We start from the raw sequence: 25,723 nt of genomic DNA, 5'->3' as shown, positions 1-25,723 counted from the left end.
AGGTCAATATAGAAGTTTTTAGCCGCTTTATCCGGTTTCGTGACTGAATTATTTTGAAGTGGCTGCCAGGATGGGGGCTGGCAGCTATGGTGTCGGCTTATTTACCCAGTTCGCGCTCCAGTGGGATCATGTGATGTTTTGGCTGCAGTACCAGAATATCGGTTTTGACCTCGGAGATCAGCTGTTCGGCGGTATTGCCAATAGCCAGGGCGCTGATGCCGGTTCTTGCGTGAGTGCCAAGAATCAGAAGTTTGGCATCAATGTCTTGCAGCAGCGCGGGGATCATGGTCTCGGTTGGACCGGGTTCAATATGGAAATAGTCTTCATTGAGATTGAACTCCCGGGCATATTCCTGACAATGCTTTTCGTAGTAGTCCTTGTCAGTCCGTCCATCACCGTGATCCTGAATCGCCAGCATCGTTGTCGGGTAAGCGGTGGCCAGATGCAGCTCTGATGAGAACTCACTGGCGATGTCCGTCGCATATTGCAGGATCGCCTGGTTAAGAATGCTGTGATAATGGTCTCTCGGGTCGGCGTTAATGGCCGCGAGGATTTTGCCTTTAGTCCAGTCACTATTATCCTGCACCAGCAGTACAGGAACCCGGCAGCGGCGGAGGAGGCTCCAGTCTTCAGGCGTAGAGAAGGCTTTCTTGAGGGCGGTGATTAACTTGGCATCTTTGACTACCAGGTGGCAGCGTTCCATCTGACGCACATGGATAATGGTTTCAATAACAGAGCCATTCCATGTTTCATGCAGATAAACCTCCTGACCCTCAGACATCAGTGGCTCAGCCAGTGCTTCCAGGCGAACCATTGATTCACCATCGGCCCTGGGGTTTGGCGCAAGAATATGCAGGGCAGCACCGGTTACCCGGCAGATCTGGCTGGCCCGTTCAAGGGCAAGCTGCTGTTCCTTTCTGGTATCAACAACGGCCAGAACCTTGGTAATTCCACGCATAATGTTTCCTCTCTTGCTGAATATTCTGCTTGTTATAGTTCCATCATGCATGAGCGGAACTGATGTTTTTATGATCTGGGTCAATAAAATGCTGTGCAGTTAGGAGTATGTGGAATGTTATTCCATGAATATTTGTATTTATAAAAGAGATCTTATGGAAACCGTTGTGTTTTTTGAAGAATTGATCTGGGTCAATAAATGTGCTGGCGAACTTTATATAATAACAGCATATTACATTTCCGGTTGATAAATAACAAAAAAGGTAAGGAATGAAAATCAAATCGCTTTCTCTCGCTATTATCAGTGCAACTGTATTGCTATCTGGTGCCGCACAGGCCTATGAGGCTGGTGACTTTATTGTTCGTGGTGGTCTGGCCAGTGTAAATCCTGATGTGGATAGTGGAAATCTGTATGTAGCAGGGGTCGAACAGCCTGACTCAAAAGTGGATGTCAATAATGAGACTCAACTGGGATTATCATTGACTTATATGATTCAGGATAATTTCGGTATTGAGTTGCTTGCAGCTACTCCATTCTCACACAAGTTGCAGGGTAAGGGTGGGCTTTCTGGTCTTGGTGATTTCGCTGAAGTAAAGCACTTACCACCTACTTTGAGTGTTCAGTATTATCCAATGGGTAATGCGTCAGCGTTCCAGCCCTATTTTGGCGCGGGCTTGAATTACACTATCTTTTTCAGTGAAAAGTTTGTTGGTGCTGGTTCGAATGCTGGTTTTCGGAATCTGAAGCTGGATGACTCCCTTGGTCTGGCGGCTCAGGTCGGTTTTGATTACCAGGTTGCTGATAACTGGAGTGTGAATGCTGCCGTCTGGTATATGGACATAGATACAACGGGTACTTTCACAGATGGCTCAAATGATTACAAAATTGATGTATCTCTGGATCCCTGGGTATATATGGCCGGTGTAGCATACCGTTTCTAAAGCCATGGCAATAAGTTGAATAAAAAAAGCTGTCAGTTGTCTGACAGCGTTTTTTATTCTGCGCATTGGTGAATCTGACCTTTGTAGCTTCAGCGTGCTTTATGGGTCTGCTTGATCTCCTGCTTCATAAGAAAAAGACATTGATGCCTCACTTTAACGCCCTCCTGTCGCTCGTGTTACCATGCTGGCTCAGCCAGGTGAGCCAGTTATGACCAATATTTCGCCCATTCTTGAATTCTTACCCTGTCCAACCCCTGAGGCATGGATTGATGAAGCGCGCAAACCAGAGAATCTTGCGGTGATTCTGGTTGATCATGCCAATAATGAACTGAAGGCCGCTCAATCAGCGATGGCGATTATGAGCCGTTATCGCACCGGGACGTTCGGCCGGGGTAACGGTCGCTGTGAACAGCAGAAAGGTGGGCTGCAACTCAGAATAGAAGATCAGTTAAGCCTGCTGAACAAAATGTCCAGACTGGCCCGTGAAGAGTTGCGGCACTATGAGCAGGTTCTGGCCATTATGGCACGCAGGGATATTCCCTATGTTCACCTTGGAGCCGGTCGCTATGCGGGGCAGTTAAGTGCTGCCATCAGAACGTTTGAACCATTCAGGCTGGTCGATACCCTGGTGATGGGGGCGTTTATTGAAGCCCGTTCCTGTGAGCGTTTTGCGGCACTCTCGCCATGGCTGGACGATGAATTGAAGAAGTTTTATCAGTCATTATTGAAGTCTGAAAGTCGACATTTTCAGGACTATCTGGCATTGGCAGAGGCCATTAATGGCGGGTCAGTGGCTGACCGGGTGGCGATATTCGCCGGGATTGAACAGGATGCCATTGAGTCTCCGGACAAACTATTCCGTTTTCACAGTGGTGTGCCTGTCTGAGAATATTGGTGCCAGGGGCTTCGCCGCTGTGACGACTGTCCGTAAAACGTGATAGACCGGCTCTGCATTGTCGTGGTTTTAAAATCTCTAGCCGTCTTTGCTTGTAAATAAACGTACGGGGGATAAAAAAAGGGAAATAAATGTCCAACAGGGCTATCGAAAACTGAATTGGAATTACAAAATGTATAGTGCAGTTTCCAGTCCTGATAGCCAGAGCACTTTCGCCGGTACAACTCCCTCTGGCCCTGATGCCACGGATAAGTCGTTAGCCCTTGTTCTTCCTGCCTTGCCAAAAGAAACTTCCCTTGCTCACAACAGCCCTGTCCCCGCCGCTGCCCTGACGGAAAGAACCATCGCACCATCAGGGCATCATAACCCACTCCCCTTGCCGGAAAACTGGCAATGGCAATTTGTCTCTGGAATCCTGAATGGAGAAATCGAGGCCATTTCAGGATTGCTTCAACAAGGTGCAGATGTTAATAGCGACCTCTCCAGCCAGATTGCAAAATTGGCTCAACAACCTGTCAACATTCATGGGACGCCCCCCTCTGTTACAGTCCGCCTGGGCAAGACTGCCGGACTGGGGGCTCTGTGCACCCCGCTCTGGCTGGCAGCCGGGGCTGGCAAGCTTGAAGTGGTAGAACTTCTGTTGTCTAAGGGGGCACTCCCTGACGCCAGGGACTATCGCTTTGCACCTCTTGAGATGGCAGCCGTTGCAGGGCATCTGGATATAGTCAGGGTCCTGCTGGAATATAAGGCAGACATACAAGCTGGCAGTACCACAGGTGTTAATTCTCCACTGTACTGGGCCGTTCATGCTGGCCATCAGGATGTGGTGGAGTTTCTGGAAATGAACGGTGCCCATTTGCAAGTTGGTTGCCCGGGCATGGATGCTCTGATTCACGAATCAGCCAGAAGGGGATCGACCAATTTAATAGAGTATCTGCTCAATCTCGGCGAGGACATTGATAACCACAGTATCGGTCAGCATACCCCGGTTTATGCTGCGGCAATCAATGGCCATTTTGAGCCGGTCAAGTTACTGCTTGAGCGAGGTGCCAACAATAGCCATGGCGAAACCGGTGGCAAAACCTTGATCTGGGCTGCCTGTTACAGCGGCAACCTCCAAATGGTCAAATATCTGCTTGATCAGGGGGCGGACATCAACGCTGGCGGCGGTAATACCTACCCCTGGACAGAACCCCACCCCATTGAGGCTGCTGCTCATTCTGGCAATTGCCAACTGTTGGCGTACTTGCTGGAGCATCAGAATCTGACTATCAACACCCCCGACCTCAGCGCTACTCTGTTCCGCCACGCTGCTGAGGGAGACAAAGTGGTGATGATGGATTACATTGCCAACAGGGCAACTATCAACATTAATGAAACGGGTTGCGATTCCCCGATCTCAGCAGCGGCTCGCAGTGGCTCTATCGAAGCGGTGAAGTGGCTACTTGAAAAGGGTGCAAACATTGAGGCCAACTGCTCAGGCCCACAAGCTCCACTGTGTCAGGCTTGCGCCCGGGGGCACTTTAAACTGGTCAAATTCCTGGTCAGCAAGGGCGCAAGACTTGACGGCAATACAGGGTTGGATTCGCCAATCTATTTTGCGGCCAGAGCTGGCAGTATTGATACCGTGGCATACCTGCTTGACAGGGGCGTCAGCGTCAATGCCGATGCTTCAGGTTTTCGTACCCCTATCTATATAGCAGCGCAGAAGGGGCTTGTGGAGATGGTGGAATACCTGCTGGATAAAGGCGCAGAGGTTAATGCTAATGTTATTGCTGACGAAAGTCTCCACTCGCCTATCTTTGGGGCTGCATTTAATGGGCACCTTGAGCTGGTCAAGCGTCTGGTTCATAAATCCGCAGCAATTGATGCAGGTTCTTTGCTTTTTGGTGCCGCCCTGGGAGGTAACTGCCCCATACTGGAATACCTGTTTGAAGAGAACACAATACTGCAGCGTATCGAACTGTCACACTTTTCAGGGGCACTCATTCAAGCGTCTTTTTATGGCCACCTGAACGCAGTAAAGTACCTGCTCCGCGCATTCGAGACCCATTTCAGTACTGCCCCCAAGCCTGACATCTCTAAACCGCTCTGGATGGCGGCCCAAAGTGGGCATGTTGATGTGGTGAAGTATCTTGCTGGGCTGGGGGCTAACGTGAATGTGGAAAGCCAGAACTTTGGCAGCGCGGTTTGGACTGCATCAAAGTATGGTCATCTGGATACCGTCATGTACTTGCATCAACAGGGTGCCGACATTCACTACTCAAACCCTGCCAACAATACGGATGTACTTTCCATAGCGGAGCAAATGGGTCATCAGGATGTTGCTCAATACCTGCAGCAGCTTAATCATTTTTCTCCCAATGACCAGCAGTCTTTGTCGGAAACCCGGGGAGCACTTTTCCTTGATGAGTCAAAAAATGAGTGAAATCCGATTTCACAGCGGGGTGCCTGTCTGAGAATATTGGTAGCAGAGTCTTCGCCGCTGTGACCACTGTGCATAAAACTTGATAAACCGGCTCTACATTGTCGTGGTTTTAAAATCTCTGGCTGTCTTTGTTGTTAAATAAACGTCTGGCGGATAAAAAAAGGGAAATAATTGTCCAACAGGGTTCTCGAAATCTGAATTGGAATGACAAAATGTATAGTGCAGTTTCCAGTCCTGATAGCCAGAGCACATTCGCCGGTACAACGCTCTCTGGCCCTGGTGCCAGGGATAAGTCGTCAGCCCCTGTTTTTCCTGCCTTGCCAAAAGCGCCTGCCTGCAATCGCGCTGTCCCCGTCACTTCCCTGACGAAAAGAGCCATTGCACCATCATGGAATCATAACCCACGCGCCTTGCCGGACAACTGGCAAAGACAATTTGTCTCTGGAATCCTGAATGGAAAAATCCTCGCCATTTCAGGATTGCTGCAACGGGGTGCCGATGTTAATGGCGACCTCTCCGAGCAGATTGCAACATTGGATCAACAACCGGTCAGCATTCACGGGACGTCCCCTTATGTTATAGCCCGTCTGGGCAGGACTATTAAGATGGGGGCTCAGTGCACCCCACTCTGGCTGGCAGTCGGGGCTGGCAAGCTTGAAGTGGTAAAACTTCTGCTGGCTAAGGGGGCACTCCCTGACGCAAAGGGTTCTCTTTATGGACCTCTTGTGATGGCGGCCGTTTCAGGGCATCTGGAGATAGTCAAGGTTCTGCTGGAATATAATGCAGACATTCAGGCTGGCAGTACCACAGGTTTTATCTCTCCACTGTACTGGGCCATTCATGCAGGCCATCAGGATGTGGTGAAGTTTCTGAAAGAGAACGGTGCCCGGTTGCAAGTCGGTTGCCGGGGCATGGATGCTCTGATTTACCAATCGGCCAGAATGGGATCGACCAATCTAATCGAGTATCTGCTCAATCTCGGCGAGCACATTGATAACCACAGTACCGGTCATCGTACCCCGGTTCATGTTGCGGCAATCAATGGCCATTTCGAGCAGGTCAAGTTACTGCTCGAACGAGGTGCAAACAATAGCCATGGCGAAACCGGCAGTAAAACCTTGATCTGGGCTGCCTGTCGCAGCGGCAATCTGCCAATGGTCAAATATCTGCTTGATCAGGGGGCGGATATCAACGCCGGATGCGGTAACACATACTCCCAGACAAACCCGCACCCTCTTGAGGCAGCGGCCCATTCTGGTAATGTGCAACTGTTGAGGTTCCTGCTTAGGCACCTGAATCTGAATCTTGACACTCCCCACCTCAGCGCCACTCTGTTCCGGCAAGCGGCTGAGGGTGGCAAGGTGGTGATGATGAATTACATTGCCAGCAGGGCAGCCATCAACGTTAATGGGGCGGGTTACGATTCCCCGATCTCTGCTGCGGCCCGCAGTGGCTCAATTGAAGCTGTAACGTGGCTACTTGACAGGGGGGCAGACATTGAAGCCAATTGCTCAGGCCAGCAAACTCCGTTGTGTCAGGCCTGCGCCGGCGGGCACTTTGAACTGGTCAAACTCCTGCTGGAAAAAGGCGCAGATATCAACGCCAACGTCACGCTCGATACGCCTGTTGTTGAGGCTGCATCGAAGGGGCACCTTGAGCTGGTCATGCTTCTGGTTCATAAATCCGCAGCAATTGATGCGGATTCTTTGCTTTTTGTCGCCGCCCTGGGAGGTCACTGCCACGTACTGGAATACCTGTTTGAAGAGTACACCATACAGCAGCTTATCAAACCGTCACACGTTTCATCGGCGCTCATTCATGCGTCAAGTCAAGGCCACCTGAAAGCGGTAAAGTATCTGCTCAGCGCATTCGAGACCCATTTCAGTACTGCGCCCAAGCCTGACATCTCTGAACTGCTCTGGAAGGCGTGCCAAGGTGGGCATGTTGATGTGGTGAAGTATCTTGTTGAACTGGGGGCTGACGTTAATGTGGAAAGCCGGAACTTTGGCAGCGCGATCTGGACTGCATCAGATTATGGTCATCTGGATACCGTCATGTATCTGCATCAACAGGGTGCCGACATTCGCTACTCAAACCCTGCCAATAATACGGATGTACTTTCCATTGCTGAGAAAATGGGTCATCTGGATGTTGTTCAATATCTGCAGCAATTTAATGTGACCAGTAGTCTCCGCCGAAAACCTTAGGGCGTTTTCCATCGATAAGTCAAAAATGAGTGACATCCGATGTCACAGTGGTACCTGGTTTTTCGTCAGACTATACCTGAGCGTTTATTTGCGATGATAAGTCTTGCAGCGGATTGACTCTGCGCAGGCTGGTTTTCAGTATTAGAGGGGGTGGGTTGGAGCTGACGTTTGAGCGGGAAGCATTATGTTCATAAACACATGGGTAGCCATTGTGATGGATCCTGAAATCACTGCCTGGGCAAAGAAAGACAGAGTTTGATGTTCGCCACGTAGTTGCTGATAATTGATCCATTGACGAGTATCGTTAGCAAAGTAGTGTTGGTCTAAAAAATCTGCGGCAGGCTGGTTGAAGTGTGATTGGACCCTATCGATCGCCAAGGCAGTCAAGCAACCACAACTATACGCCACAGTACTATACGCAGCGAACTTAAATGCCTTGACAGCCGTTGTTGATTCTAAGGACCGGGGCTCTTGGGAATTACCTTGCTGTCTCGCAGGAGTATTGGTGATGTGACTGGAAAACATGATCAAATCCTCTTAATTAATGTAAGATTATTTCTTATGACAATATCAGAGGGGCATTTATTCAATTTTTGAAAAAAAATTATTGTTTTCATGCGGATTCCAGGGCATCGGGCGCAGTAAAATTTTTACTCGCAGATCATGGATGTTTTATCGGGAAAGCATCCAGCGTTATACCATTACTGTCCAGTTCAATCTCCCAGCCCTTATTCGTCCAGTCACCCAATACATAGCGTTTGCCAATCCCATGTTTCAACGCGACTTCATGGATGTCCGGGCGGTGGGTATGACCGTGGATCAAGGTATCTACCTCGAACCTTTCCATCGCCTCAACAACTTCGGATCGCGTAACATCCATAATGTCCAGCGCTTTTCCGATTTTGGCCGCTTTGCTTTTTTGCCGGATTCTGCGGCCCAGATTCTTGCGGTAAGACAAGGGAGTCATACGCAGTAAAGCCATCACCAGGGGATTACGGATGATTTTTCGGTAGCGCTGGTACTGCTTGTCTTCAGTGCAGAGTGAGTCACCGTGCATCAGCAGAATTTTCTGGTTATTAATCGTGATCAGTGTCGGGTCTTTCAGCCACTGTGCGCCGGTGGCCTGCAGGAAGCTTTTCCCGATGGCAAAATCCCGGTTGCCGGGCATCAGGTACAGGGCCTTGCCGCTGTTGGTATACTGTCTGAGTCGCTGGGCAATATCGTGTTGAAAGTCATCCATGGCATCATCCCCGACCCAATATTCAAAGAAGTCACCCAGAATATAGAGGGCATCAGCCTGCGGGGCCCGATCAGCCAGATAATGGCAGAACGCCCGGGCAACCGCCGGGCACTCTGGTGTCAGGTGAAGGTCTGAAATAAACAGCGCCCTCATCAGGCGGTTTCCACGTTCTCAAGCACTTCAGCGGACTCAATCACCACGTCTTCTACCGGAACATCCTGGTGGCCAGCACGGAAAGTGGTTTTCACCCCTTTGATCTTGTTGACGATATCCATGCCTTCAGTCACTTTGCCGAAGACACAGTAACCCCAGCCATCACTGGTTTTGCCGCTGTGGTTAAGGAAGTGGTTGTCTTTGACATTAATAAAGAACTGGGCAGATGCCGAGTGCGGGTCCATGGTTCTGGCCATGGCAATCGTCCCGGTTTCATTCTTCAGGCCGTTATCGGCCTCATTGTCGATGGGCATCCTGGTTGATTTTTGCACCATGCCGGGCTCAAAGCCGCCGCCCTGGATCATAAAACCATCGATAACACGGTGGAAAATGGTGCCATTAAAATGGCCGCTATTCGCATACTCAATGAAATTGGCAACGGTTTTTGGTGCTTTTTCAGCATCCAGGTCCAGTTTGATATCACCGAAATTGGTGTGTAATACGACCATCATGTGGGTCACCACTCTTGTTAAATAACGTCTGTTACATAACGTCCACAGACTCTGGGAGCGTCAGGAAAACCAGGGATTCTAGGTGTTTCTCGTACCCGTGTAAAACCTATTCGTTAAACCGGGGGCCGAATACTGATAGTCAATACGATCTATTATTGTCTGTTAAGGTATCTGTCGGTAAAAAGTGACGCCATACCTGGTAAATTCTCCTGGCAGGATAATGAGTTATTTTCCAGCATTGGCAGATATGGTAGTCTCAGCCGATTATGGCGCAGGTGTCTAAACTCTGTTCGCCAGTAACCTCTCATAGATGCATCAGTGACAATGACTGCTACCGAAAAAGCCAGAAACTTTCTGGAACAGATTATTGAAAAAGACTTGGCAGAAGGCCGGGTCAGCCATATTCAGACCCGCTTTCCTCCAGAGCCGAATGGTTTTCTCCACGTTGGCCACGCTACTGCTATATGTCTGAACTTTGGCCTGGCAGAAAAGTACCAGGGTGAGTGCAACCTCCGTTTTGACGATACCAACCCGGAGAAAGAAGAACAGGTCTATGTGGATGCCATTCAGGAAGATATCCGCTGGCTGGGCTTTCAGTGGTCCGGTGAAGTTCGTTATGCCTCCAGCTATTTTGACCAGTTTTATGATTGGGCTCTGCACCTGATTCGTGAAGGCAAGGCCTACGTGGACCATCAGGACGCTGAAGCCATGCGCGTTAACCGGGGTGATTTCAATAAGCCCGGTGTGGAGAGCCCGGACAGAAACAAGTCTGTCGAAGAAAACCTGGCTGAATTTGCCAAAATGCGGGCCGGTGACTACGAAGAAGGCAAGGCATCCCTGCGGGCCAAAATCGATATGCAGAGCCCCAATATGAACATGCGGGACCCGGTTCTCTATCGGATTCGCAAGGTGCCTCACCATCAGACCGGCGACAAGTGGTGCATTTACCCCAGCTATGACTTTGCCCATGGCCAGGAAGATGCCATTGAGCATATTACCCACTCTATCTGCACCCTGGAGTTCCAGGATCACCGTCCTCTCTATGAATGGTTCCTGGATAACCTGCCGGTTCCGGCCAGGCCCCGACAATATGAGTTTGCCCGTACCAACCTGAATTACACGGTGACTTCCAAGCGCAAGTTGAAGAAGCTGGTGGATGAAGGTGTGGTGAATGGTTGGGACGATCCCCGAATGCCAACCATCTCCGGTATGCGTCGTCGTGGTTATACCCCGACTTCCATCCGCCGCTTTTCCGAGATGGTGGGTGTAAGCCGATCCGATGGCACCGCTGATGTGTCCATGCTGGAACATGCCATTCGTGATGACCTGAACACCAATGCCGCCCGAGCCATGGCGGTACTCTCGCCTTTGAAGCTGGTGATTCAGAACCTGCCGGAAGGCGAGGTGCAGGAGATGGCGGCGGCAGCACATCCAAATCGTCCGGAGCTGGGGCAGAGAACCCTGCCGTTTACCCGGGAAATCTATATCGATCAGGAAGACTTCACTGAAGATACCACCTTATCCCGCAAAAAGTTCAAGCGTCTGGTGATTGGTGATTATGTTCGTCTCAGAAGTGCCTATGTCATTAAGGCAGAAGCAGTGATCCGTGATGAGAGTGGCAATATTGTTGAAGTTCATGCCTCTTATGTGCCGGGTACGGTAGGGGAAGATCCACCGGCAGGTATTCGTCCTCGTGGCGTTATTCACTGGGTTTCGGCGACTCAAGGGCAACAGGCTGAATTGAGAATTTATGATCGTCTGTTCAGCCATCCGGCACCGGATCGTGGTGAAGAGGACTTTCTGAGTCATGTGAATCCGGACTCCCTGAAGGTGACTCAGGCGTGGGTTGAGCCATCGCTGGTCAATGCGGCACCGGAACAGTCCTTCCAGTTTGAGCGTGAAGGTTACTTTGTTGCAGACCGGCGTGACCACTGCGCCGAAAACCCGGTGTTTAACCTGACCATTGGTTTGAAAGATACCTGGGCCATTAAGGCTTGAAGAAAGGATACCGATAAAGTGCTGCAGATTTATAACAGCCTGACCCGCAAGAAAGAGCCGTTTACCCCGCTGGATGGCAATCACGTGCGCATGTACGTCTGTGGTATGACGGTCTACGACTACTGTCATATTGGCCACGCCCGTACGGTAACGGCGTTTGATGTGGTGGCACGTTATCTCCGTGCCCGTGGTTATGATCTGACCTATGTTCGCAATATTACGGATGTGGATGACAAGATTATTCGCCGGGCGGCCGAAAATGGTGAGGATTTTATGGCCCTGACCGGTCGTATGATCGCCGCCATGCAGGAAGACTTCCAGCGATTGGGTAACCTGCCACCAGACCAGGAGCCCAAGGCCACCGAATTTGTACCGGGCATGGTGGCAATGATCGAGCAGCTGATCGGTAAGGGGTTTGCCTACGCACCGGGTAATGGGGATGTCTATTACCGCGTTCATAAGTTTGCGGATTATGGCAAGCTGTCCGGCAAGGTGCTTGAAGAGCTGGAAGCGGGTGCCCGAATTGAGGTGGAAGAGCAAAAAGAAGATCCGCTGGATTTTGTTCTATGGAAAGCAGCCAAGCCCGGTGAGCCCAGCTGGTCATCACCCTGGGGTGAGGGGCGTCCGGGCTGGCATATTGAGTGCTCTGTTATGGGTAAATGCTGTCTGGGCGATACCTTCGATATTCATGGTGGCGGTTCAGATCTGAAGTTCCCTCATCATGAGAATGAGATTGCCCAGAGCGAAGCGTGTAACGACGCCAGGTTTGTGAATACCTGGATGCACTCTGGCGCAATCCGCATCGATAATGTGAAGATGTCCAAGAGCCTTGGTAACTTCTTTACCATCCGGGAAGTGCTGGATAAGTACGATGAAGAAGTGGTTCGCTACTTTATGATCTCCAGCCACTACCGCAGCCCGATCAACTATTCCGAAGATAGCCTGAAAGAGGCGGGTGTACGCCTTGAGCGTCTATACACCGCGTTACAAGGGCTTGACCTGGAAGGGGTGTCCGCAGCAGAAAATAATGAGTTCGAGCAGCGGTTCTTCAAGGTTATGGACGATGACTTCAATACCGCAGAAGGGCTTGCCGTATTGTTTGAGCTGGTGCGTCACCTCAATACCGTGCGCAGTCAGGACGAATCTGCCGCTCTGCCACTGGCTGCCCTGCTGGTTAAGCTTGGTGGGGTTCTGGGTATTCTGCAGCGGGACCCGGAAGTGTTTCTGAAAGCCGGTGCGGATGTGGATGAAGCCATGATTGAAAGCATGATTGAGCAACGCAACAATGCCAAAAGACATCGTGATTTTGCTGAAGCAGATCGTATCCGTGATGAACTTGCTGCCCGGGGAGTTATTCTTCAGGACAGCAGAGAAGGTACAACATGGCGGATTGAGCGTTAAAGTCATTTTATACGGCTGGCGGCTTTTTGCTGTCAGTCCTCTTTCGGAAGGAGAGAAACCTCGCTGGAGCGCAGTTTTATTTTATTTATATTAAAGTCTCTCATAAAGGCTTCAGCCCCAAAGCCAAAAACATAGCTTTTTAATTTTTCATCATTGATTGGTTTTATTTTTGCCTGCAATTTACGGTATTTATTCGACAATTCTGCGATCGGGACACTCTTGAATTCTTGATCAGGCAGTCTGAAAAGGAAGCGGGTACTGATGCCACTTGCTTCATCATAATGGCAGGCAATACCTCCCTGGTGCTTGCTAAAAAATATCAGGATATCTGCAGTGATTGGCTGTCCGAAAAGCGATTTAATATGAGTCAGCACCTGTTGGGATTCAGGTGTAATTCTTCTACTGGCTTCATCAATCAAGGCGGTAGCTATCAAATAGATGGGAATTTCTTTTGCATGCTTTACATTCTGAAGCCGTAGGTCATAAAAAGCTCCTTCAGAATGTTTTTTGACATACGCTGCCACTTCGCTCTGATTAAATTTCAGATTCCCTTCTAACTTCATTGCCTTGATTTGTTGGTTGGGCAGTGCTTTAAACGCCTCAGGGAACCAAATGCGGAATTTAATGTGTAGTGGGTAGATGTAAGCTCTGCCAAGACCAGCGGATTTATGGTCTGTAACATGAATGATATCGCCATATATGCGTTGGTTTCGATAAAGGTTTAAACATTCTATTACATCAAGGCACTGCTGGCTGTGGGAAGGCATCCAGTTCACGGTTGGCTGATTGAAAGTGGTCGGAGTAGGCAGCAAGGGTGTCTTATGATTTTGGTTTTGCTGTAAAAATAAATGAAAAGCTCTTGCCAGCAAGGTGTTAGAGGGGGGGATCCCAAAAGTATTTTCATAGTTGAGGGTGGCTGCCCATAATTCGGCCATAAGCACTTGTACATGGGCATTATTTTGCAGGCTGGAATAAGGATTGATTGAGCTGCCAGCGAATGCTCCGGGTAACATTCCGTTGTCTTCTGATAACGATGCTTCAGCACTTTCAGCTGATTCATTAATCCCATTGGCGGATGGTGTTTGAGAAAAACTATCAGTGTGTCTTTTTCCATCGTCGGGGCAGTGCTCAGATTTTCTGGGGTGGGGCCGATTCGGATTGCCTGTTGCTGTAGATTTGGGGGTATGTTCTGAAGTATGGGGTGTTGGGACATGTACGGGTGCCGACTTTTTCCTTTGTCGCATGCGCGGTTGCACATCGGCAATGCTGGTGCTGCCAGGACCGGTGAAATCCGGGTTTAAATATGAGGTGAACATCTGCCCCTGTTGACCTGTAAAGTATGGGAGTTGAAGTCGCTGTGCCAGATGAGCTGTGTGACTTATATTTCGTCCCTGCCAATGGGGCATTCCTGTAAAGGAGGGCTGTCGATAAGGAGAAGCCAGTTGAGCTGGTACTGGCACACCGTATCTGGGGTATCCTTGTGCAGTGGCGTTTGTTGTGTATGGATTGTTGTTCATTGTGAGTCACTTTGCCTGATTAAATTGTTAAATAGCTGGATTAAGAAGCGTGATGTCTTATTATCTCCCGGACTAATCATCTGATAGAAAACTAACAGTGTGAGAAAATAACTCTATGCTCCCCCTTCTGCGAATGCCTCGTCTAAGAAAGCAGCCTACACCCAAAGATTCAATATAATCTGATAACTCACTGTCATTCATGGAATGCTCTATGGTAGCTTCCAGTTCGCAAAACAGCCCCCTGAGCGATGATACTGACAGTGACGTATACACTGTAGGTGTGTTAAACATAAAATAGGCAAGATAGCCTGTTGTCGGGTCTCTATGGCAAGCTATTCCGCCAACTTGTTTGGAGTCAAAGAATACTATTCTGGCAGTGACTCTTTTCTCATTCAGGGATTTCAGGTGATCGATAATTTTTGGTATTTCCTGCTCTGCCTCCAATGGGTCAATGGTCTCCTGAGAGATTGCCAGCTGAGTAGATGAAGATGATTTCATTTCATCACATTTCAGGAAAATAGGGATTCTGCTGATGGGCTCTCTTTGCTGGTCTTTAGTATAAAAGCAGCCGGCGGGTTGTCTGGATAAGTATTGGGTCAGAGCCTTCCATGATGAGAAGCATAGCTTTCCCTGTATTGGTGACGAGATCATATCGCTGGCCATTAGATCTAATGGAAAGCGCAGGCCAACCTTCAGATTAAAAATCCCCAGTTGTATATTGCCAGTACCAGCTCTTCGATGGCAGGCAATGTCGTCAATGGTTGAAGTGAAGTATCTTCCCCGGTTTTCGGTAATGAGTTCCATGACTTCCGGGGCTTCAGATGCTTTTGCTGGTGTTATTCCTGCTGATCCTGCCGGAAACCGGGGCAAAAATTGAATTGCAGTGTCTGGGCAGGCCGGTTGGGGGATGTAGCAGGGCGTCAGGCTGGCCTGGAATGGACTAAAAGTGGGGGGAGGAGCGCAGAAGGTTGGTCGACAAAGGTAAAGCCCTGGCTCTTGCGCGGGGATAAAAGCAGGAATTCTTCGGCGTGTTGACACAACGGCAATGGGGTAGGTGTCACTCTGTGCGGGTACCGTTGGTAGTGGTGCTGCTGCAACTGGTAGCGGTACCGGGTAAAAAACCGTTTGAGGAGGTGGGTTGAGCGCCTGTGAATAATGAACTTTTTGTTGCGTTGGCTGGTCTGGCAGGGCAACTTCTCTCTGCCGCCATATTGTTACTGGTTTTACCAGTAATGGGTTATTTGCTGTTGGTTGTATGATGATATTGTTAGTATCTGTACCAGATCGAAGCGAATTAACATGCATCTTTGAAAATTGCTCTCTTGGAGTAAGTGGACGATTAAAATTACTTTTTAATGGATAGCACATTCACAGGGGAAGGCTTTATCTGAGTAAATTAATAGAAAGATGATTCAATATTTCATTATTATTCCTGCCACTTGTCATTTAGTGCACTTTTGTAGCTGTTAATCTTGTAGCTGTTAATCAATTTTACTAATCAATTTGCAGGGGTTAATGTGTGACAATCCGGATATAATATGAATTCTCACCAGAAGATTTTTCAAACTTTAGTTGTTAAATAGAGCCTGTCAAATAACCAGTTTTCTGACTGTCGGTTTGTCTGGTAAAGCGTAGCGGGCCGGTTGCTTCCATAGCGCTTTTTGCCGGTATCCTCAAGCAGATTGTAATTCAGGAAACGGTTGCGGATCGAGCGCATGGGTGGGGCTTTGCCAAGAATAACAGAAAAGACATTTTGAATATCGGATAACGTGAACTCTGTTGGAAGCAGAAAAACAGGCAGCGCACTGTACTGTATTTTATTTTTCAGTCTGTCCAGCGCTTCCATAACCAGTTGGTTATGATCATAGGCCAATCTGGTTACTGGTTGATCATTCACAACATCAACCCATGCCGCCTGGGCCTGTAATGACTGTTCATTACCCGGACGAAGGAGTGCGTAGTAAACGACGGTTAATGACCAGCCCCTGGAGTCTCTCTGGTTATCGCCAATGGTGACGACCTGCTCGAAATAGGTGGCAGGTTCTGACGTCAGTCGGCTCAGTTGTCGTTTTGCCGTATCTTCAAGGCAGTGATCAAATTCAGGCTCTATTCTGCCTGCCGGGAGCTGGGGGCACTTATTTTCCGGTAACTGATGAACAAGTACCTGGAGGCTGTTGTTGGCGCTGAGCTGAAATACGACCAGATCGACAGAGATAAGTGCCGTGTTCAGGCTCTTGATTGTCTTGAGGCTTTTAATCGGCTGAAGGCTTTTAATTGGCTGAAGGCTTTTAATTGGCTGAAGGCTCTTGGTCGGCTTGGGGCCCATGGACAAATCCTGATGGCAGATACTCTGGTTGACAGGTTAGAGAACATAATTCACTATGTTAGTGAACCAGATTCCTTTTGTCACGGTGAAAATAATGTATGCCATTGGGTCGAGGGAGACCATTGCTGCTTTTGATGTGGATGCCCAGAACTGTTTCACCCCGTTGTGTCCAGATGAGCTACCGGTTCCGGATGGTCATAATATCGCTGCCGAGTTGAATCGCCAGGCCCGGCTGGCTGGTGTTCGTGTGGGTTCCAAGGATGCGCATCCGGCCAATGCAGTATGGGTGGCTGGGGCAGAGTATCCGCAGTTGACGCCGGTAACCGGTCATAAAAATGTTGATCTTCGCTGGAATCGACATGCTGTCCCCGGCACACAGGGGTTTGAGCTGGTGAGTGGGCTTCCCGACGTGACGGATTATGATTATTTTGTCTGGAAGGGGGTCGAGATGGATATTCATCCCTATGGTGCCTGTTTTCATGATCTGGTAGAACGGTTGAGTACAGGAGTTATCGAATTTTTAACCAATAAAGGCATTACCACCGTATTGGTTGGTGGTCTGGCGCTTGATTTCTGTGTAAAAACCACGGCATTGCAACTGCAGCGGGCTGGTTTTCAGGTGTATGTCAATCTTGCCGCCACCCGTGGCCTGGCTGAATCATCAGTAGCTGATGCTATTGCCGAACTGAATGCCGGCGGAGTTATTTTGGTAGAGAGTGCCAGCGATCTGATCATTGCTGATGCGGTCAGTGATGCCGACGCTCTCTGAAGGAAAGAAGTATGGATAGCCCGATTATACCAACCCTCCTCGACACCGACCTGTATAAATACACCATGCAGCAGTCCATGGTGCATCGCTATCCGGATGCCTGGGCTCGCATGGAGTTTCATTGCCGGAGTGACCAGCCGTTAGCCCTGTCAAAAAAGCAACTGAAAAGGCAGTGTGAATTTCTGGGAGAGCTGCGCCTGGGTTCGGAAGAACTTGAGTGGCTGTCCACTTTGCCGTTTATTGCGGATGATTTTATCGAGTATCTTGAGGGTTTCCGGCTTGACCCACATGCGGTTGCCATTGAACAGACCAGTGGTCAATTGTCGTTGGTGATTGAGGGGCTCTGGAGTGAAATTACCCACTTTGAAATTTTCCTGCTGGCAATCGTCAGTGAGCTTCATGGTCATAGCTTTTATGGTCAGGGAGCTCAGGATGATGTAATTACTCAAGGCCAGCGTCGCCTTGATGAAAAGCTGAGCCAGCTTCCGGGCGATAGTGGTATTACTCTGGTCGATTTTGGTACGCGTCGGCGGTTTTCAAGGGACTGGCATTACCACGTCGTGGAAACCCTGAAGCACCGCCTGCCAGATAACTTTGTGGGCACCAGCAACCTGAATCTGGCAAGAACCCTTGGCTTGAAACCGGTAGGCACCATGGCCCATGAGTGGCTGCAGTCCCATCAGGTTCTCGGTCAGAGTCTGCGGACCAGTCAGAAAGATGCGTTAAGGGTATGGCTGGATGAGTATCAAGGTCAGCTCGGCATAGCGCTTACGGATACCATCAGCATGGCAGCGTTTCTGAAGGACTTTGATGTTGAGCTGGCCAGCGCCTACCAGGGGATGCGCCATGATTCCGGTGACCCTTTTGTCTGGGGAGAGTTGGCCCTTGATCATTATCGCCGACTGGGCATTGACCCGCGCAGCAAAAGCCTGGTGTTCAGTGATAAGCTGAACTTTGATAAAGCGTTGGCTATTTACCAATGGTTCGCTGGCAAAATTAATGCCAGCTTTGGGATTGGTACCTATCTCACCAACGATATGGGCTTTAATGCGCCCAATATTGTTCTGAAATTAACCGAGCTGAATGGGGCTCCCGTCGCCAAACTCTCAGACAGCCCGGGTAAAACACTGTGCCGTGATAAGGACTATATTGAGCGGTTAAAGAAAACGTTTGGCTATCAGTCAGATTACGAATACTCATGACCAATCATGCCGGTCATGGGGATTTGACTGGAAAAAGCTGGGGGTTGGCCTGTTTTATCAGTTCAACCAGCCTTTTGTTAACGTATCCTTTCATTTTTCCCCACGCCAGGATCTCCTCGCTTCCCGGGTGCGTGTTGATCAACTCATCCCTTGCCATATCGAAAACTATTGATATTTTCTGGCTCAACTCCTTTCGATTATTCAGCGTGCCCTGTTCTTTAATCAGGTCCCTCTGCTCAATAATGTCAAGTAACTGGTTAGCCAGTTTCTTTCTCACCTGATCTTCAACTTTTCCGCCAGCAGACGATGCCCCGGCTTCCCCGACAACCCAGTCTGCCAGGAGTTTATAACAAAAGCGTCGTCTGGTATCTGTCCCCTCAACAAAGCAGGGTAGCGGCTCATTGTTTCTCTTTTTTTCCTGAATGGCGTTGCTGGCTTCCGTATCCCTGAAAGTGGGCACATACAATAATTCATGCTCGGGCTGAATCACTACCCCTTCAATATCCGTAGTCAGTTCTGAAGGCATGATCTCGATGTTATTCACTTGACTGGCAAGCATCGCAGCCGATGTTCCGGGAACATGATTAACCTTGAAATTACAGAGTTCTTTGAATGTTCCTTCTGCCAGCACATTGACCTTATGCATGTTTGGAGGACGAATTTCCTTATCCCACAACTGACTGAACTGATCGAAAGGGAGTTGTTCTCCCTCTATATCCAGGGCAAATGCAATCAAGTGATGACTCAAACCGTAATTCTGTCTGTTTTGAATATTAAAGCCCACCATTTCACAGCGGAGGAAGACAGTATCGATGTTATTTTTATTCATCCAGCGATTAACAGCAAAAATATCTTCAGTGTACTTTTTCTCGATAAGCCCTGCCAAAGGATCACTTTTGTTATGTACCTTGGTCAGTCTTTTGTATAAACAAACGTTGCCATTCCTGTCGACTTTAATGGTGGTGTTAATGCCATCGTGCTTTTCTGTTGCTACACATTTAAGTGCATCCACATCCACTTCATTGATTGATCGCAATTCAGACATGAATCGGTTGTGTTTTTCCTGATCCGTTCTGGAACCGATTATCGAGTTAAAATACCTGAAACCGAGCTGGCTTCCTTCGGCCTCATAATTTACCGTTATTCCATAATCATCAAGGCATTTTTTCTCAGGTGTTGTCGTATATGCCCCTTCATTGATCTTTACTTGGGTTTCTGGCTTGACTGCTTGTGTTTTGCTGCTATCAAACTCTCTTGAGCATTCATTCGATAATTGATTTGTCGGTGTGGTTGCTGTTGGTGGTGAAATTGCTGATGGGGTAAACATTATTAAATACCTGTCAAATAATGACTGTCAGGAAAAAACAAGTGTTTCAGGGAATCATAGGCCTTTCAATCGATACGTGTTGAACTTTTTTTTGGAAAGAAAGTCTAGAAAATATGAGTTGGAATTTGTTCTTCAGAAATTCGTTTTTCATGTGAGCTGACCCGGCAGCAATAACTTATTTCCCATACTGGTCAACAGGAATTGAATAATGCAGTCTACATCATGCCCAGGTGCGCCGTCCTGCCATCTGAAAGACTACTTTTTGAACGAAGAGGTATTAATTATCTCATGTTCTTGCGGTCAGATTGGCTCACTTTTATGTTATGCGGTATCGACTCTCCCTAAAGCTGTTCCTATCGGTTTTGTTTCATTTTGCACAGCTTCAGCCATTGGTCTGGCCATGGAGCAACGCAATATTGTCCGGCGCGACTATGAAACCAAACTGTTGCTGATAAGCAACAAAGAGTTAAAAAAAGAGTTAAAGGAAAAGCTTGAACGATTATCCGAGAGGCAATGTGCTACTTTTCTTGGATGTAAAAAAAATCGGGATGCAATTACTGATCTTAAAAAATTGATTAAAGGAAATGACGAAGCGCTATATAAAAAGCTTGATCGATTATGCAGGAGCCAAACCGAAAATAATCATACATGCACAATGAATAGCGAGAAAATTGAGGGCCTCCATGAACTGATAAACAACATGTCAACGGTAATAACTGAACAGCCCGGGGTATTAAATCAAATACCCACTGACCGTCATCGGCAAAAAAATGCGTAGCTGCTCCTTGTGCTCACCTGGTCCCAAAAGGCAGGGAGTCTTTCGGCTATCCCCTGGTTTGTAAGAAATGTAATACGCAGGTTATGTTCAATATCAGCACCAGCTTACAATGTTTTCTGTATTCTCCGGTCTGTTGTGTTCAACACTGCGGTTCAGTAGAGTCTGGCCAATACTGGTTCCGATCCGGTTCAAGAGCCAATCATTCATCGCCTGCCCGGACTTGTTATGGAAACCTTTTCCCTTTCCGCACTGGTTGTTTTTCTTGCTGAAATCGGTGACAAGACCCAGCTGCTCTCGCTGATGCTGGCATTGCGGTTTCGCGCTCCCTGGCTGATCTCTCTGGCTATTTTGCTGGCGACTCTGTTGAACCATGCCGTTGCCGTCTGGTTTGGCAGTTGGGTGGTCGCCTGGATTTCCCCCGATATTCTTCAATATCTGATTGCCGCTTCCTTTTTTGCTGTTGCTGTATGGGCCCTGGTCCCGGATAAGCTGGATGACAATGATGGGTCAATGGCGGGTTATGGTGTTTTTCTAACGACACTGGCTCTGTTTTTTGTGGCCGAAATGGGCGATAAGACCCAGGTCGCGACTGTGCTTCTGGCGGCTGAATATTCTGCCACGATCATGGTGATTGCCGGCACTACGCTGGGCATGCTGCTGGCCAATATACCCGTGGTCTTCTTTGGTGAGAATTTGGCAGAGAGGCTGCCACTGCAATGGATTCGCCGTGGGGCTGCGATGTTGTTTGCGGTGTTGGGTGTGTTGGCGCTGGTGAATCCATCATAATACTTTGCCGGGCTTGCCAGCCGGAAAAAAAACGGGCCTGATTGTGAATAAAATGATGGCCAGATGTGCGCTGGCAGTTGACGTCAGGTCGGGTTTTATGCAGAATGCGCTGCATCGGGACACGATGCCCCGGTCTTTATGGTGGACCTTGCCGGTCCCCCCGCAATAATCAGCTACGAACCCCGCCAGGCCCGGAAGGGAGCAACGGTAGTAGTGACATTATGTGCCGGGGTGTGGCTGGCAGGGTTCGCCTCCATTATTTCGGCCTCTCCGGATTTTCCTCACTCTCAAACTTGCTTTCAGATACTTCTCTAACGCTTCCTGATCGTGCAATTTCAAGGCTTCTTGGTTAGCATAGATACTCTTTAATTCCCATATCAGGTATTGACGCTACTCAATGAGCTATCAGGTTCTTGCACGCAAATGGCGACCCCGTTCTTTCAAAGAGCTGGTAGGGCAGTCCCATGTTCTTCAGGCGCTGGTTAATGCCCTGGATCAGGATCGTCTCCACCATGCCTACCTGTTTACCGGTACCCGGGGTGTGGGTAAGACCACCATTGCCCGTATTTTTGCCAGGTGTCTGAATTGTGAGCAGGGTGTCAGCTCGACCCCCTGTGGCCAGTGTTCAGCCTGTAAAGAGATTGATGATGGCCGGTTTGTGGACCTGATTGAAGTGGATGCGGCTTCCAGAACCAAGGTGGAAGATACCCGGGAACTGTTGGATAACGTCCAGTATGCGCCAACCCGTGGGCGTTATAAGGTGTACCTGATCGATGAGGTACACATGCTCTCGGCGCACAGTTTTAACGCGCTGTTGAAAACGCTGGAAGAGCCGCCTCCTCATGTGAAATTCCTGCTGGCAACCACCGATCCTCAAAAGTTGCCGGTGACTATTTTGTCCCGCTGTCTTCAGTTCAGTCTGAAGAATATGACGCCAGAGCGAATTGTCGGTCATCTGGAGAATATCCTCGGACAGGAACAGATCCCCTGCGAAGTGGCGGCCCTGTGGCAGCTGGCTCGTGCTGCGGATGGCAGTATGCGTGATGCCCTCAGTTTGGCGGATCAGGCCATTGCTTTTGGCAATGGGCGGGTCAGTGAGGCGGAGGTGGGGGCGATGCTGGGTACCATTGACCAGGGACAGGTGATGAAGATGGTGATGGCGCTGTCGACCGCCAATGCGGCTCATATCCTGGGTTCGGTGTCATCCCTGGCAGAACATTCGCCGGATTATCTGGCGGTACTGGATGATATGCTGTCCCTGCTGCATCGGGTGGCGATTGCCCAGGCTGTGCCCGATGCTGTTGATAACAGTCAGGGTGATCGTGAGCAGGTTATAGCGCTGGCATCATCAATGACGGCTGAGGATGTGCAGCTTTATTACCAGATTGGTCTTGTGGGCAAGAAAGATCTGCCCCTGGCACCGGATCCCCGGGGTGGTTTTGAAATGGCCTTGCTGCGTATGCTGGCGTTCCGGCCCGATGGTGCGCCAGCGGCTGGCAGGCCGCTTGATATTTCTGGTGCAAAACAGGATGTGATGGCGGTTGCAGCGCCGCCGACAAACAGTGTCGCCTCTTCATCTGCGCAAAGCTTTTCATCAGCTGAAGGCTCTTCATCTCACAACAGCACGTCTGATGAAGAAGGTGCTTCTGATCCGGAGCCTGAGCCTGCTACCCAGCAAGTTGATGCGCCTGCTGTTATTCATGAAATTGCTCGGGAAACAGTTGAGCACGAAAACCCTTCGGTCCAGAGCGGTGGTCACAGGGATACCTTTGAGCCTCCTGTTATTGCTGATGAGCCACCTGAGACACCAACAGAGGAAATAGCCTCCCGGGCAGTGGTCAGTGAAGATACACCGCCAGTCCCCGAGGTCGTTCCACTGTCAGCTTATGACCAGGCTGCCTTTGAGTCGCCTGTTTATGATGAGCGTGACAGTGCTCTGGATGATATGCAGGCACACTGGTCGTCCGGAGTCAATTCACAGGAAATCGCTACTGTAGCGGATGCCTCTGCTCACCAGTCTCTGAGTCTGCCATCGGTTGTTGCCCCTGAAACCACGGTCAGGGCTGTGGTGGAATTACCGGCAAAAGAAGACCGGGTGCCATTTACGCAGATGGATGCTGTGAGCTGGATTCAGGTTTTTCGCGGTCTTCCCCTGGGAGGGGTGACAGGCACCATTGGTTCCCATTGTGAGTTTGTTGACAGTGAACAGGGTGCTGTCCGGTTGCGACTTGATGAACAGCGCAGCACGCTCTACAACGACACCCATCGTCAGCGTGTGGAAAAGGCGCTGTGTGATTATTTTGAACAGTCCGTTAAACTGTCAATTGACACTGGTCGTATTGTTAATGAAACTCCTGCTGCCTGGCGCGAACGGAAAATTGCCGAGCGTCTCCAGGAAGCGAAAGAGAGTATTTATTCCGATGCCAGGGTAAAGGGGTTGATTGAGACCTTTTCGGCCATGGTTCTGGATGATTCGATTCAACCAGTTGGTAATATTATCAAGTAAAAAGCCCGGGCGGGATTATCGGTGAATTTCGGTGGTCCCTGTTTGGTGTTTTTTGTGCAGAGGTCAATATGTTTAAAGGTGGTATGGGCAATCTGATGAAGCAGGCCCAGAAAATGCAGGAAGATATGGAGAAACTCCAGGAGGAGTTGGCCAATGCAGTAGTCACTGGTGAAGCCGGTGCCGGGCTGGTTAAGGTCATCATGACCGGTCGTTATGATGTTCGTAAGGTGGAGATCGATCCAAGTCTATTTGCGGAAGATAAGGAGATGTTGGAAGATCTGGTGGCTGCAGCAATTAATGATGCGGTTCGCAAAGTAGAAGAGAACAACAAGGAAAAAATGGGTGAGCTGACCTCAGGGCTCGGTCTTCCAGCCGGTATAAAACTGCCATTCTAAACTCCTTACGCCCGACACACTTGCTAGAACTAATGGGTGTCGGGTAGCGATATCATTGTTAATCAGGTTTTGTTTATGTTCAGCCCCATGATCAGGGAATTGATGGAGTCATTACGCTGTCTGCCAGGCGTGGGGCCGCGTTCGGCCCAGAGAATGGCGTTGCACCTGCTGGAAAGGGATCGTGACGGGGCTGTGCGCTTGTCGTCTGCTCTCCGGCAGGCTGCCGAAGGGGTGGGGCGATGCGGGCATTGCCGTACCCTGACAGAAGAACCTGTCTGTCAGATTTGTGCCAATCCCGGCAGGGATGAAAAACTGTTGTGTATTGTCGAGAATCCTTCGGATGTTATGGCTTTTGAGCAGGCCGGTGGCTTTTTAGGACGTTACTTTGTGTTAATGGGGCATTTGTCGCCTATTGATGGTATCGGGCCAGAAGATATTGGCATTGAACACCTGTTGAAAACGGTGGCTGATAATCAGGTAGAAGAGGTCATCCTGGCAACCAACCCGACGGTGGAAGGTGAGGCCACGGCGCACTATATTGCTGAGGAGTTGAAAACCCTCGGGGTGACGGCCACTCGCATTGCCCATGGTGTTCCCCTGGGTGGTGAGCTTGAGTTTGTGGATGGTGGTACCCTGGCCCATGCCCTGGCAGGCCGCAAGAAGGTTGAAATCTGACTCAGGCTAAAAAGCCCCGTCTTCCTGTGCATGCAATTGCTACCGGGCATTTTCCAATGATTCGTTTTATTGGCCTGGGGGATATGACCTGTGATGAAGAGTATCTTATACCCTGGCAGCACAAGTTGAGGGAATGGATATCAGCAGGAAAACAACCCTGCTTTTTTATGCATAGCCCAAGTAATCGCGAGGTTCCTCTTCTGGCCAAGCGCTTTCATGACAGTTTTCAGGACTTGCCCGGATGGCATCCGCTGAAGATTGAGGCTCAAACCGATCAGATGGATATCTTCTGAAGAAGATGGGGGATTTGAAGGCTTGGGTAAAACAGGGAGTAGGTAAATCTGAGAGATAGGTAAAAATAATTTGGTCGGAGCGAGAGGATTTGAACCTCCGACCCCCACAACCCCATTGTGGTGCGCTACCAGGCTGCGCTACGCTCCGACTCTCCTGAAGAGTCGATGCGACGTCTCTTCCGAATGACTGTTATGTTACCTGAACGAAGTTCTTTTGCAAGTTCTTGATGTTACAAGATTCTTTATCCCGGACTTGAGTCCTGATGAAGCGTCCCTTAGCCGTTTTCAGGAGACGAAAATACGTGGCTATTGTAATTTAGCCGGAAAAGCCCCATCTTAGAGACCATGGCCGGTTTTACAGATGCCTGAGACGGTGTTTCAGGTAGTTCTGCTGTAGGCTGACCATTGATCAAACA

The 25,723-nt window shown here is 49.3% G+C and carries 21 protein-coding genes, 1 tRNA gene and 1 other RNA gene; 15 read left to right on the top strand and 8 right to left on the bottom strand.

Annotation, left to right across the window (positions count from 1 at the left end; translation table 11 throughout):
- Nucleotides 1-97: 97 nt before the first annotated feature.
- Nucleotides 98-958 carry a universal stress protein gene (locus ACO6V1_RS08050; RefSeq protein WP_422448258.1) on the bottom strand — a complete coding sequence of 287 codons (861 nt, stop codon included), beginning with the start codon at nucleotides 956-958 and terminating at the stop codon, nucleotides 98-100.
- A gap of 269 nt (nucleotides 959-1,227) precedes the next feature.
- Between ACO6V1_RS08050 and ACO6V1_RS08045 the strand changes: the two genes are divergently transcribed.
- The 4 genes from ACO6V1_RS08045 (at nucleotide 1,228) to ACO6V1_RS08030 (ending at nucleotide 7,429) form a co-directional block, all read left to right on the top strand.
- The gene (locus ACO6V1_RS08045) at nucleotides 1,228-1,899 is read left to right on the top strand and encodes an OmpW/AlkL family protein (protein WP_422448256.1); all 672 of its coding nucleotides are present in this window, start codon (nucleotides 1,228-1,230) and stop codon (nucleotides 1,897-1,899) included.
- Between the two features lie 208 nt (nucleotides 1,900-2,107).
- On the top strand, nucleotides 2,108-2,785 hold the full coding sequence (locus tag ACO6V1_RS08040; RefSeq protein WP_422448254.1) for a tRNA-(ms[2]io[6]A)-hydroxylase: 678 nt from the start codon (nucleotides 2,108-2,110) through the stop codon (nucleotides 2,783-2,785).
- A gap of 181 nt (nucleotides 2,786-2,966) precedes the next feature.
- Nucleotides 2,967-5,222 (top strand): ankyrin repeat domain-containing protein, encoded by a 2,256-nt coding sequence (locus ACO6V1_RS08035; protein WP_422466446.1) that lies wholly within the window; start codon nucleotides 2,967-2,969, stop codon nucleotides 5,220-5,222.
- Nucleotides 5,223-5,434: 212 nt separating this feature from the next.
- Nucleotides 5,435-7,429 (top strand): ankyrin repeat domain-containing protein, encoded by a 1,995-nt coding sequence (locus tag ACO6V1_RS08030; protein WP_422448250.1) that lies wholly within the window; start codon nucleotides 5,435-5,437, stop codon nucleotides 7,427-7,429.
- A 661-nt stretch (nucleotides 7,430-8,090) separates the two neighbouring features.
- Here ACO6V1_RS08030 and ACO6V1_RS08025 read toward each other — a convergent pair.
- Complete coding sequence (locus ACO6V1_RS08025) at nucleotides 8,091-8,822, bottom strand: UDP-2,3-diacylglucosamine diphosphatase (RefSeq protein ID WP_422466444.1); 732 nt, start codon at nucleotides 8,820-8,822, stop codon at nucleotides 8,091-8,093.
- Nucleotides 8,822-9,331, bottom strand: coding sequence for a peptidylprolyl isomerase (locus tag ACO6V1_RS08020; protein ID WP_269675917.1), 510 nt, complete (start codon nucleotides 9,329-9,331; stop codon nucleotides 8,822-8,824). The genes ACO6V1_RS08025 and ACO6V1_RS08020 overlap by 1 nt, the downstream gene beginning before the upstream one ends.
- A gap of 327 nt (nucleotides 9,332-9,658) precedes the next feature.
- Here ACO6V1_RS08020 and ACO6V1_RS08015 point away from each other — a divergent pair, with 327 nt between their 5' ends.
- Together ACO6V1_RS08015 and cysS are read left to right on the top strand one after the other, a co-directional pair.
- Nucleotides 9,659-11,332 (top strand): glutamine--tRNA ligase/YqeY domain fusion protein, encoded by a 1,674-nt coding sequence (locus ACO6V1_RS08015; protein ID WP_422466442.1) that lies wholly within the window; start codon nucleotides 9,659-9,661, stop codon nucleotides 11,330-11,332.
- 21 nt (nucleotides 11,333-11,353) lie between these two features.
- Nucleotides 11,354-12,733 (top strand): cysteine--tRNA ligase, encoded by a 1,380-nt coding sequence (cysS, locus tag ACO6V1_RS08010; RefSeq protein ID WP_422449554.1) that lies wholly within the window; start codon nucleotides 11,354-11,356, stop codon nucleotides 12,731-12,733.
- Nucleotides 12,734-12,765: 32 nt separating this feature from the next.
- Here the strand turns inward: cysS and ACO6V1_RS08005 are convergent, their stop codons facing one another.
- The 3 genes from ACO6V1_RS08005 to ACO6V1_RS07995 all read right to left on the bottom strand — a co-directional run bounded on the left by ACO6V1_RS08005 (nucleotide 12,766) and on the right by ACO6V1_RS07995 (nucleotide 16,576).
- Nucleotides 12,766-14,250 (bottom strand): hypothetical protein, encoded by a 1,485-nt coding sequence (locus tag ACO6V1_RS08005; RefSeq protein ID WP_422466441.1) that lies wholly within the window; start codon nucleotides 14,248-14,250, stop codon nucleotides 12,766-12,768.
- 72 nt (nucleotides 14,251-14,322) lie between these two features.
- On the bottom strand, nucleotides 14,323-15,555 hold the full coding sequence (locus ACO6V1_RS08000; RefSeq protein WP_422466439.1) for a hypothetical protein: 1,233 nt from the start codon (nucleotides 15,553-15,555) through the stop codon (nucleotides 14,323-14,325).
- A 256-nt stretch (nucleotides 15,556-15,811) separates the two neighbouring features.
- Nucleotides 15,812-16,576 (bottom strand): NUDIX hydrolase, encoded by a 765-nt coding sequence (locus tag ACO6V1_RS07995; RefSeq protein WP_422466437.1) that lies wholly within the window; start codon nucleotides 16,574-16,576, stop codon nucleotides 15,812-15,814.
- A gap of 55 nt (nucleotides 16,577-16,631) precedes the next feature.
- On the opposite strand from ACO6V1_RS07995, the gene ACO6V1_RS07990 reads away from it, so the two are divergent.
- Entirely contained in the window at nucleotides 16,632-17,345 is a 714-nt protein-coding gene (locus ACO6V1_RS07990) for an isochorismatase family protein (protein WP_209199741.1), read from the top strand.
- A gap of 11 nt (nucleotides 17,346-17,356) precedes the next feature.
- Entirely contained in the window at nucleotides 17,357-18,547 is a 1,191-nt protein-coding gene (pncB, locus tag ACO6V1_RS07985; protein ID WP_422466435.1) for a nicotinate phosphoribosyltransferase, read from the top strand.
- A gap of 13 nt (nucleotides 18,548-18,560) precedes the next feature.
- Here the strand turns inward: pncB and ACO6V1_RS07980 are convergent, their stop codons facing one another.
- Nucleotides 18,561-19,874: an RNA ligase family protein gene (locus ACO6V1_RS07980; protein ID WP_422466433.1), complete on the bottom strand. Its 1,314-nt coding sequence runs from the start codon at nucleotides 19,872-19,874 to the stop codon at nucleotides 18,561-18,563.
- 208 nt (nucleotides 19,875-20,082) lie between these two features.
- On the opposite strand from ACO6V1_RS07980, the gene ACO6V1_RS07975 reads away from it, so the two are divergent.
- The 7 genes from ACO6V1_RS07975 (at nucleotide 20,083) to ACO6V1_RS07945 (ending at nucleotide 25,307) form a co-directional block, all read left to right on the top strand.
- On the top strand, nucleotides 20,083-20,652 hold the full coding sequence (locus tag ACO6V1_RS07975) for a hypothetical protein (RefSeq protein ID WP_422448234.1): 570 nt from the start codon (nucleotides 20,083-20,085) through the stop codon (nucleotides 20,650-20,652).
- A 225-nt stretch (nucleotides 20,653-20,877) separates the two neighbouring features.
- Entirely contained in the window at nucleotides 20,878-21,438 is a 561-nt protein-coding gene (locus tag ACO6V1_RS07970) for a TMEM165/GDT1 family protein (RefSeq protein ID WP_422466431.1), read from the top strand.
- Between the two features lie 149 nt (nucleotides 21,439-21,587).
- Nucleotides 21,588-21,684, top strand: an RNA gene (gene ffs / locus ACO6V1_RS07965) — signal recognition particle sRNA small type.
- 151 nt (nucleotides 21,685-21,835) lie between these two features.
- A complete protein-coding gene (gene dnaX, locus ACO6V1_RS07960) occupies nucleotides 21,836-23,944 on the top strand; it encodes a DNA polymerase III subunit gamma/tau (RefSeq protein WP_422466429.1) in 2,109 nt (702 codons plus the stop codon).
- A gap of 68 nt (nucleotides 23,945-24,012) precedes the next feature.
- Entirely contained in the window at nucleotides 24,013-24,339 is a 327-nt protein-coding gene (locus ACO6V1_RS07955) for a YbaB/EbfC family nucleoid-associated protein (RefSeq protein WP_101746317.1), read from the top strand.
- Nucleotides 24,340-24,414: 75 nt separating this feature from the next.
- Nucleotides 24,415-25,014 carry a recombination mediator RecR gene (gene recR / locus ACO6V1_RS07950; RefSeq protein ID WP_422459834.1) on the top strand — a complete coding sequence of 200 codons (600 nt, stop codon included), beginning with the start codon at nucleotides 24,415-24,417 and terminating at the stop codon, nucleotides 25,012-25,014.
- Entirely contained in the window at nucleotides 25,011-25,307 is a 297-nt protein-coding gene (locus ACO6V1_RS07945) for a DUF72 domain-containing protein (RefSeq protein WP_422449553.1), read from the top strand. Before recR ends, ACO6V1_RS07945 begins: the two co-directional genes overlap by 4 nt.
- Nucleotides 25,308-25,378: 71 nt before the next feature.
- Here the strand turns inward: ACO6V1_RS07945 and ACO6V1_RS07940 are convergent.
- Nucleotides 25,379-25,455, bottom strand: a tRNA-Pro gene (locus ACO6V1_RS07940).
- Nucleotides 25,456-25,723: the final 268 nt, after the last annotated feature.

It is taken from the genome of Endozoicomonas sp. ALC013 (assembly GCF_049310205.1).
GTDB lineage: Bacteria > Pseudomonadota > Gammaproteobacteria > Pseudomonadales > Endozoicomonadaceae > Endozoicomonas.
Note: the sequence above shows the minus strand (reverse complement) of the source record. Positions and strands in the feature narration are given on the sequence as shown.

Bases quoted from the DNA above. Each gene is read 5' to 3' on its own strand.
- ACO6V1_RS08050 (WP_422448258.1), bottom strand. From the start codon at position 958: ATGCGTGGAATTACCAAGGTTCTGGCCGTTGTTGATACCAGAAAGGAA.
- ACO6V1_RS08045 (WP_422448256.1), top strand. From the start codon at position 1,228: ATGAAAATCAAATCGCTTTCTCTCGCTATTATCAGTGCAACTGTATTG.
- ACO6V1_RS08040 (WP_422448254.1), top strand. From the start codon at position 2,108: ATGACCAATATTTCGCCCATTCTTGAATTCTTACCCTGTCCAACCCCT.
- ACO6V1_RS08035 (WP_422466446.1), top strand. From the start codon at position 2,967: ATGTATAGTGCAGTTTCCAGTCCTGATAGCCAGAGCACTTTCGCCGGT.
- ACO6V1_RS08030 (WP_422448250.1), top strand. From the start codon at position 5,435: ATGTATAGTGCAGTTTCCAGTCCTGATAGCCAGAGCACATTCGCCGGT.
- ACO6V1_RS08025 (WP_422466444.1), bottom strand. From the start codon at position 8,822: ATGAGGGCGCTGTTTATTTCAGACCTTCACCTGACACCAGAGTGCCCG.
- ACO6V1_RS08020 (WP_269675917.1), bottom strand. From the start codon at position 9,331: ATGGTCGTATTACACACCAATTTCGGTGATATCAAACTGGACCTGGAT.
- ACO6V1_RS08015 (WP_422466442.1), top strand. From the start codon at position 9,659: ATGACTGCTACCGAAAAAGCCAGAAACTTTCTGGAACAGATTATTGAA.
- ACO6V1_RS08005 (WP_422466441.1), bottom strand. From the start codon at position 14,250: ATGAACAACAATCCATACACAACAAACGCCACTGCACAAGGATACCCC.
- ACO6V1_RS08000 (WP_422466439.1), bottom strand. From the start codon at position 15,555: ATGCATGTTAATTCGCTTCGATCTGGTACAGATACTAACAATATCATC.
- ACO6V1_RS07995 (WP_422466437.1), bottom strand. From the start codon at position 16,576: ATGGGCCCCAAGCCGACCAAGAGCCTTCAGCCAATTAAAAGCCTTCAG.
- ACO6V1_RS07990 (WP_209199741.1), top strand. From the start codon at position 16,632: ATGTTAGTGAACCAGATTCCTTTTGTCACGGTGAAAATAATGTATGCC.
- pncB (WP_422466435.1), top strand. From the start codon at position 17,357: ATGGATAGCCCGATTATACCAACCCTCCTCGACACCGACCTGTATAAA.
- ACO6V1_RS07980 (WP_422466433.1), bottom strand. From the start codon at position 19,874: ATGTTTACCCCATCAGCAATTTCACCACCAACAGCAACCACACCGACA.
- ACO6V1_RS07975 (WP_422448234.1), top strand. From the start codon at position 20,083: ATGCAGTCTACATCATGCCCAGGTGCGCCGTCCTGCCATCTGAAAGAC.
- ACO6V1_RS07970 (WP_422466431.1), top strand. From the start codon at position 20,878: ATGGAAACCTTTTCCCTTTCCGCACTGGTTGTTTTTCTTGCTGAAATC.
- dnaX (WP_422466429.1), top strand. From the start codon at position 21,836: ATGAGCTATCAGGTTCTTGCACGCAAATGGCGACCCCGTTCTTTCAAA.
- ACO6V1_RS07955 (WP_101746317.1), top strand. From the start codon at position 24,013: ATGTTTAAAGGTGGTATGGGCAATCTGATGAAGCAGGCCCAGAAAATG.
- recR (WP_422459834.1), top strand. From the start codon at position 24,415: ATGTTCAGCCCCATGATCAGGGAATTGATGGAGTCATTACGCTGTCTG.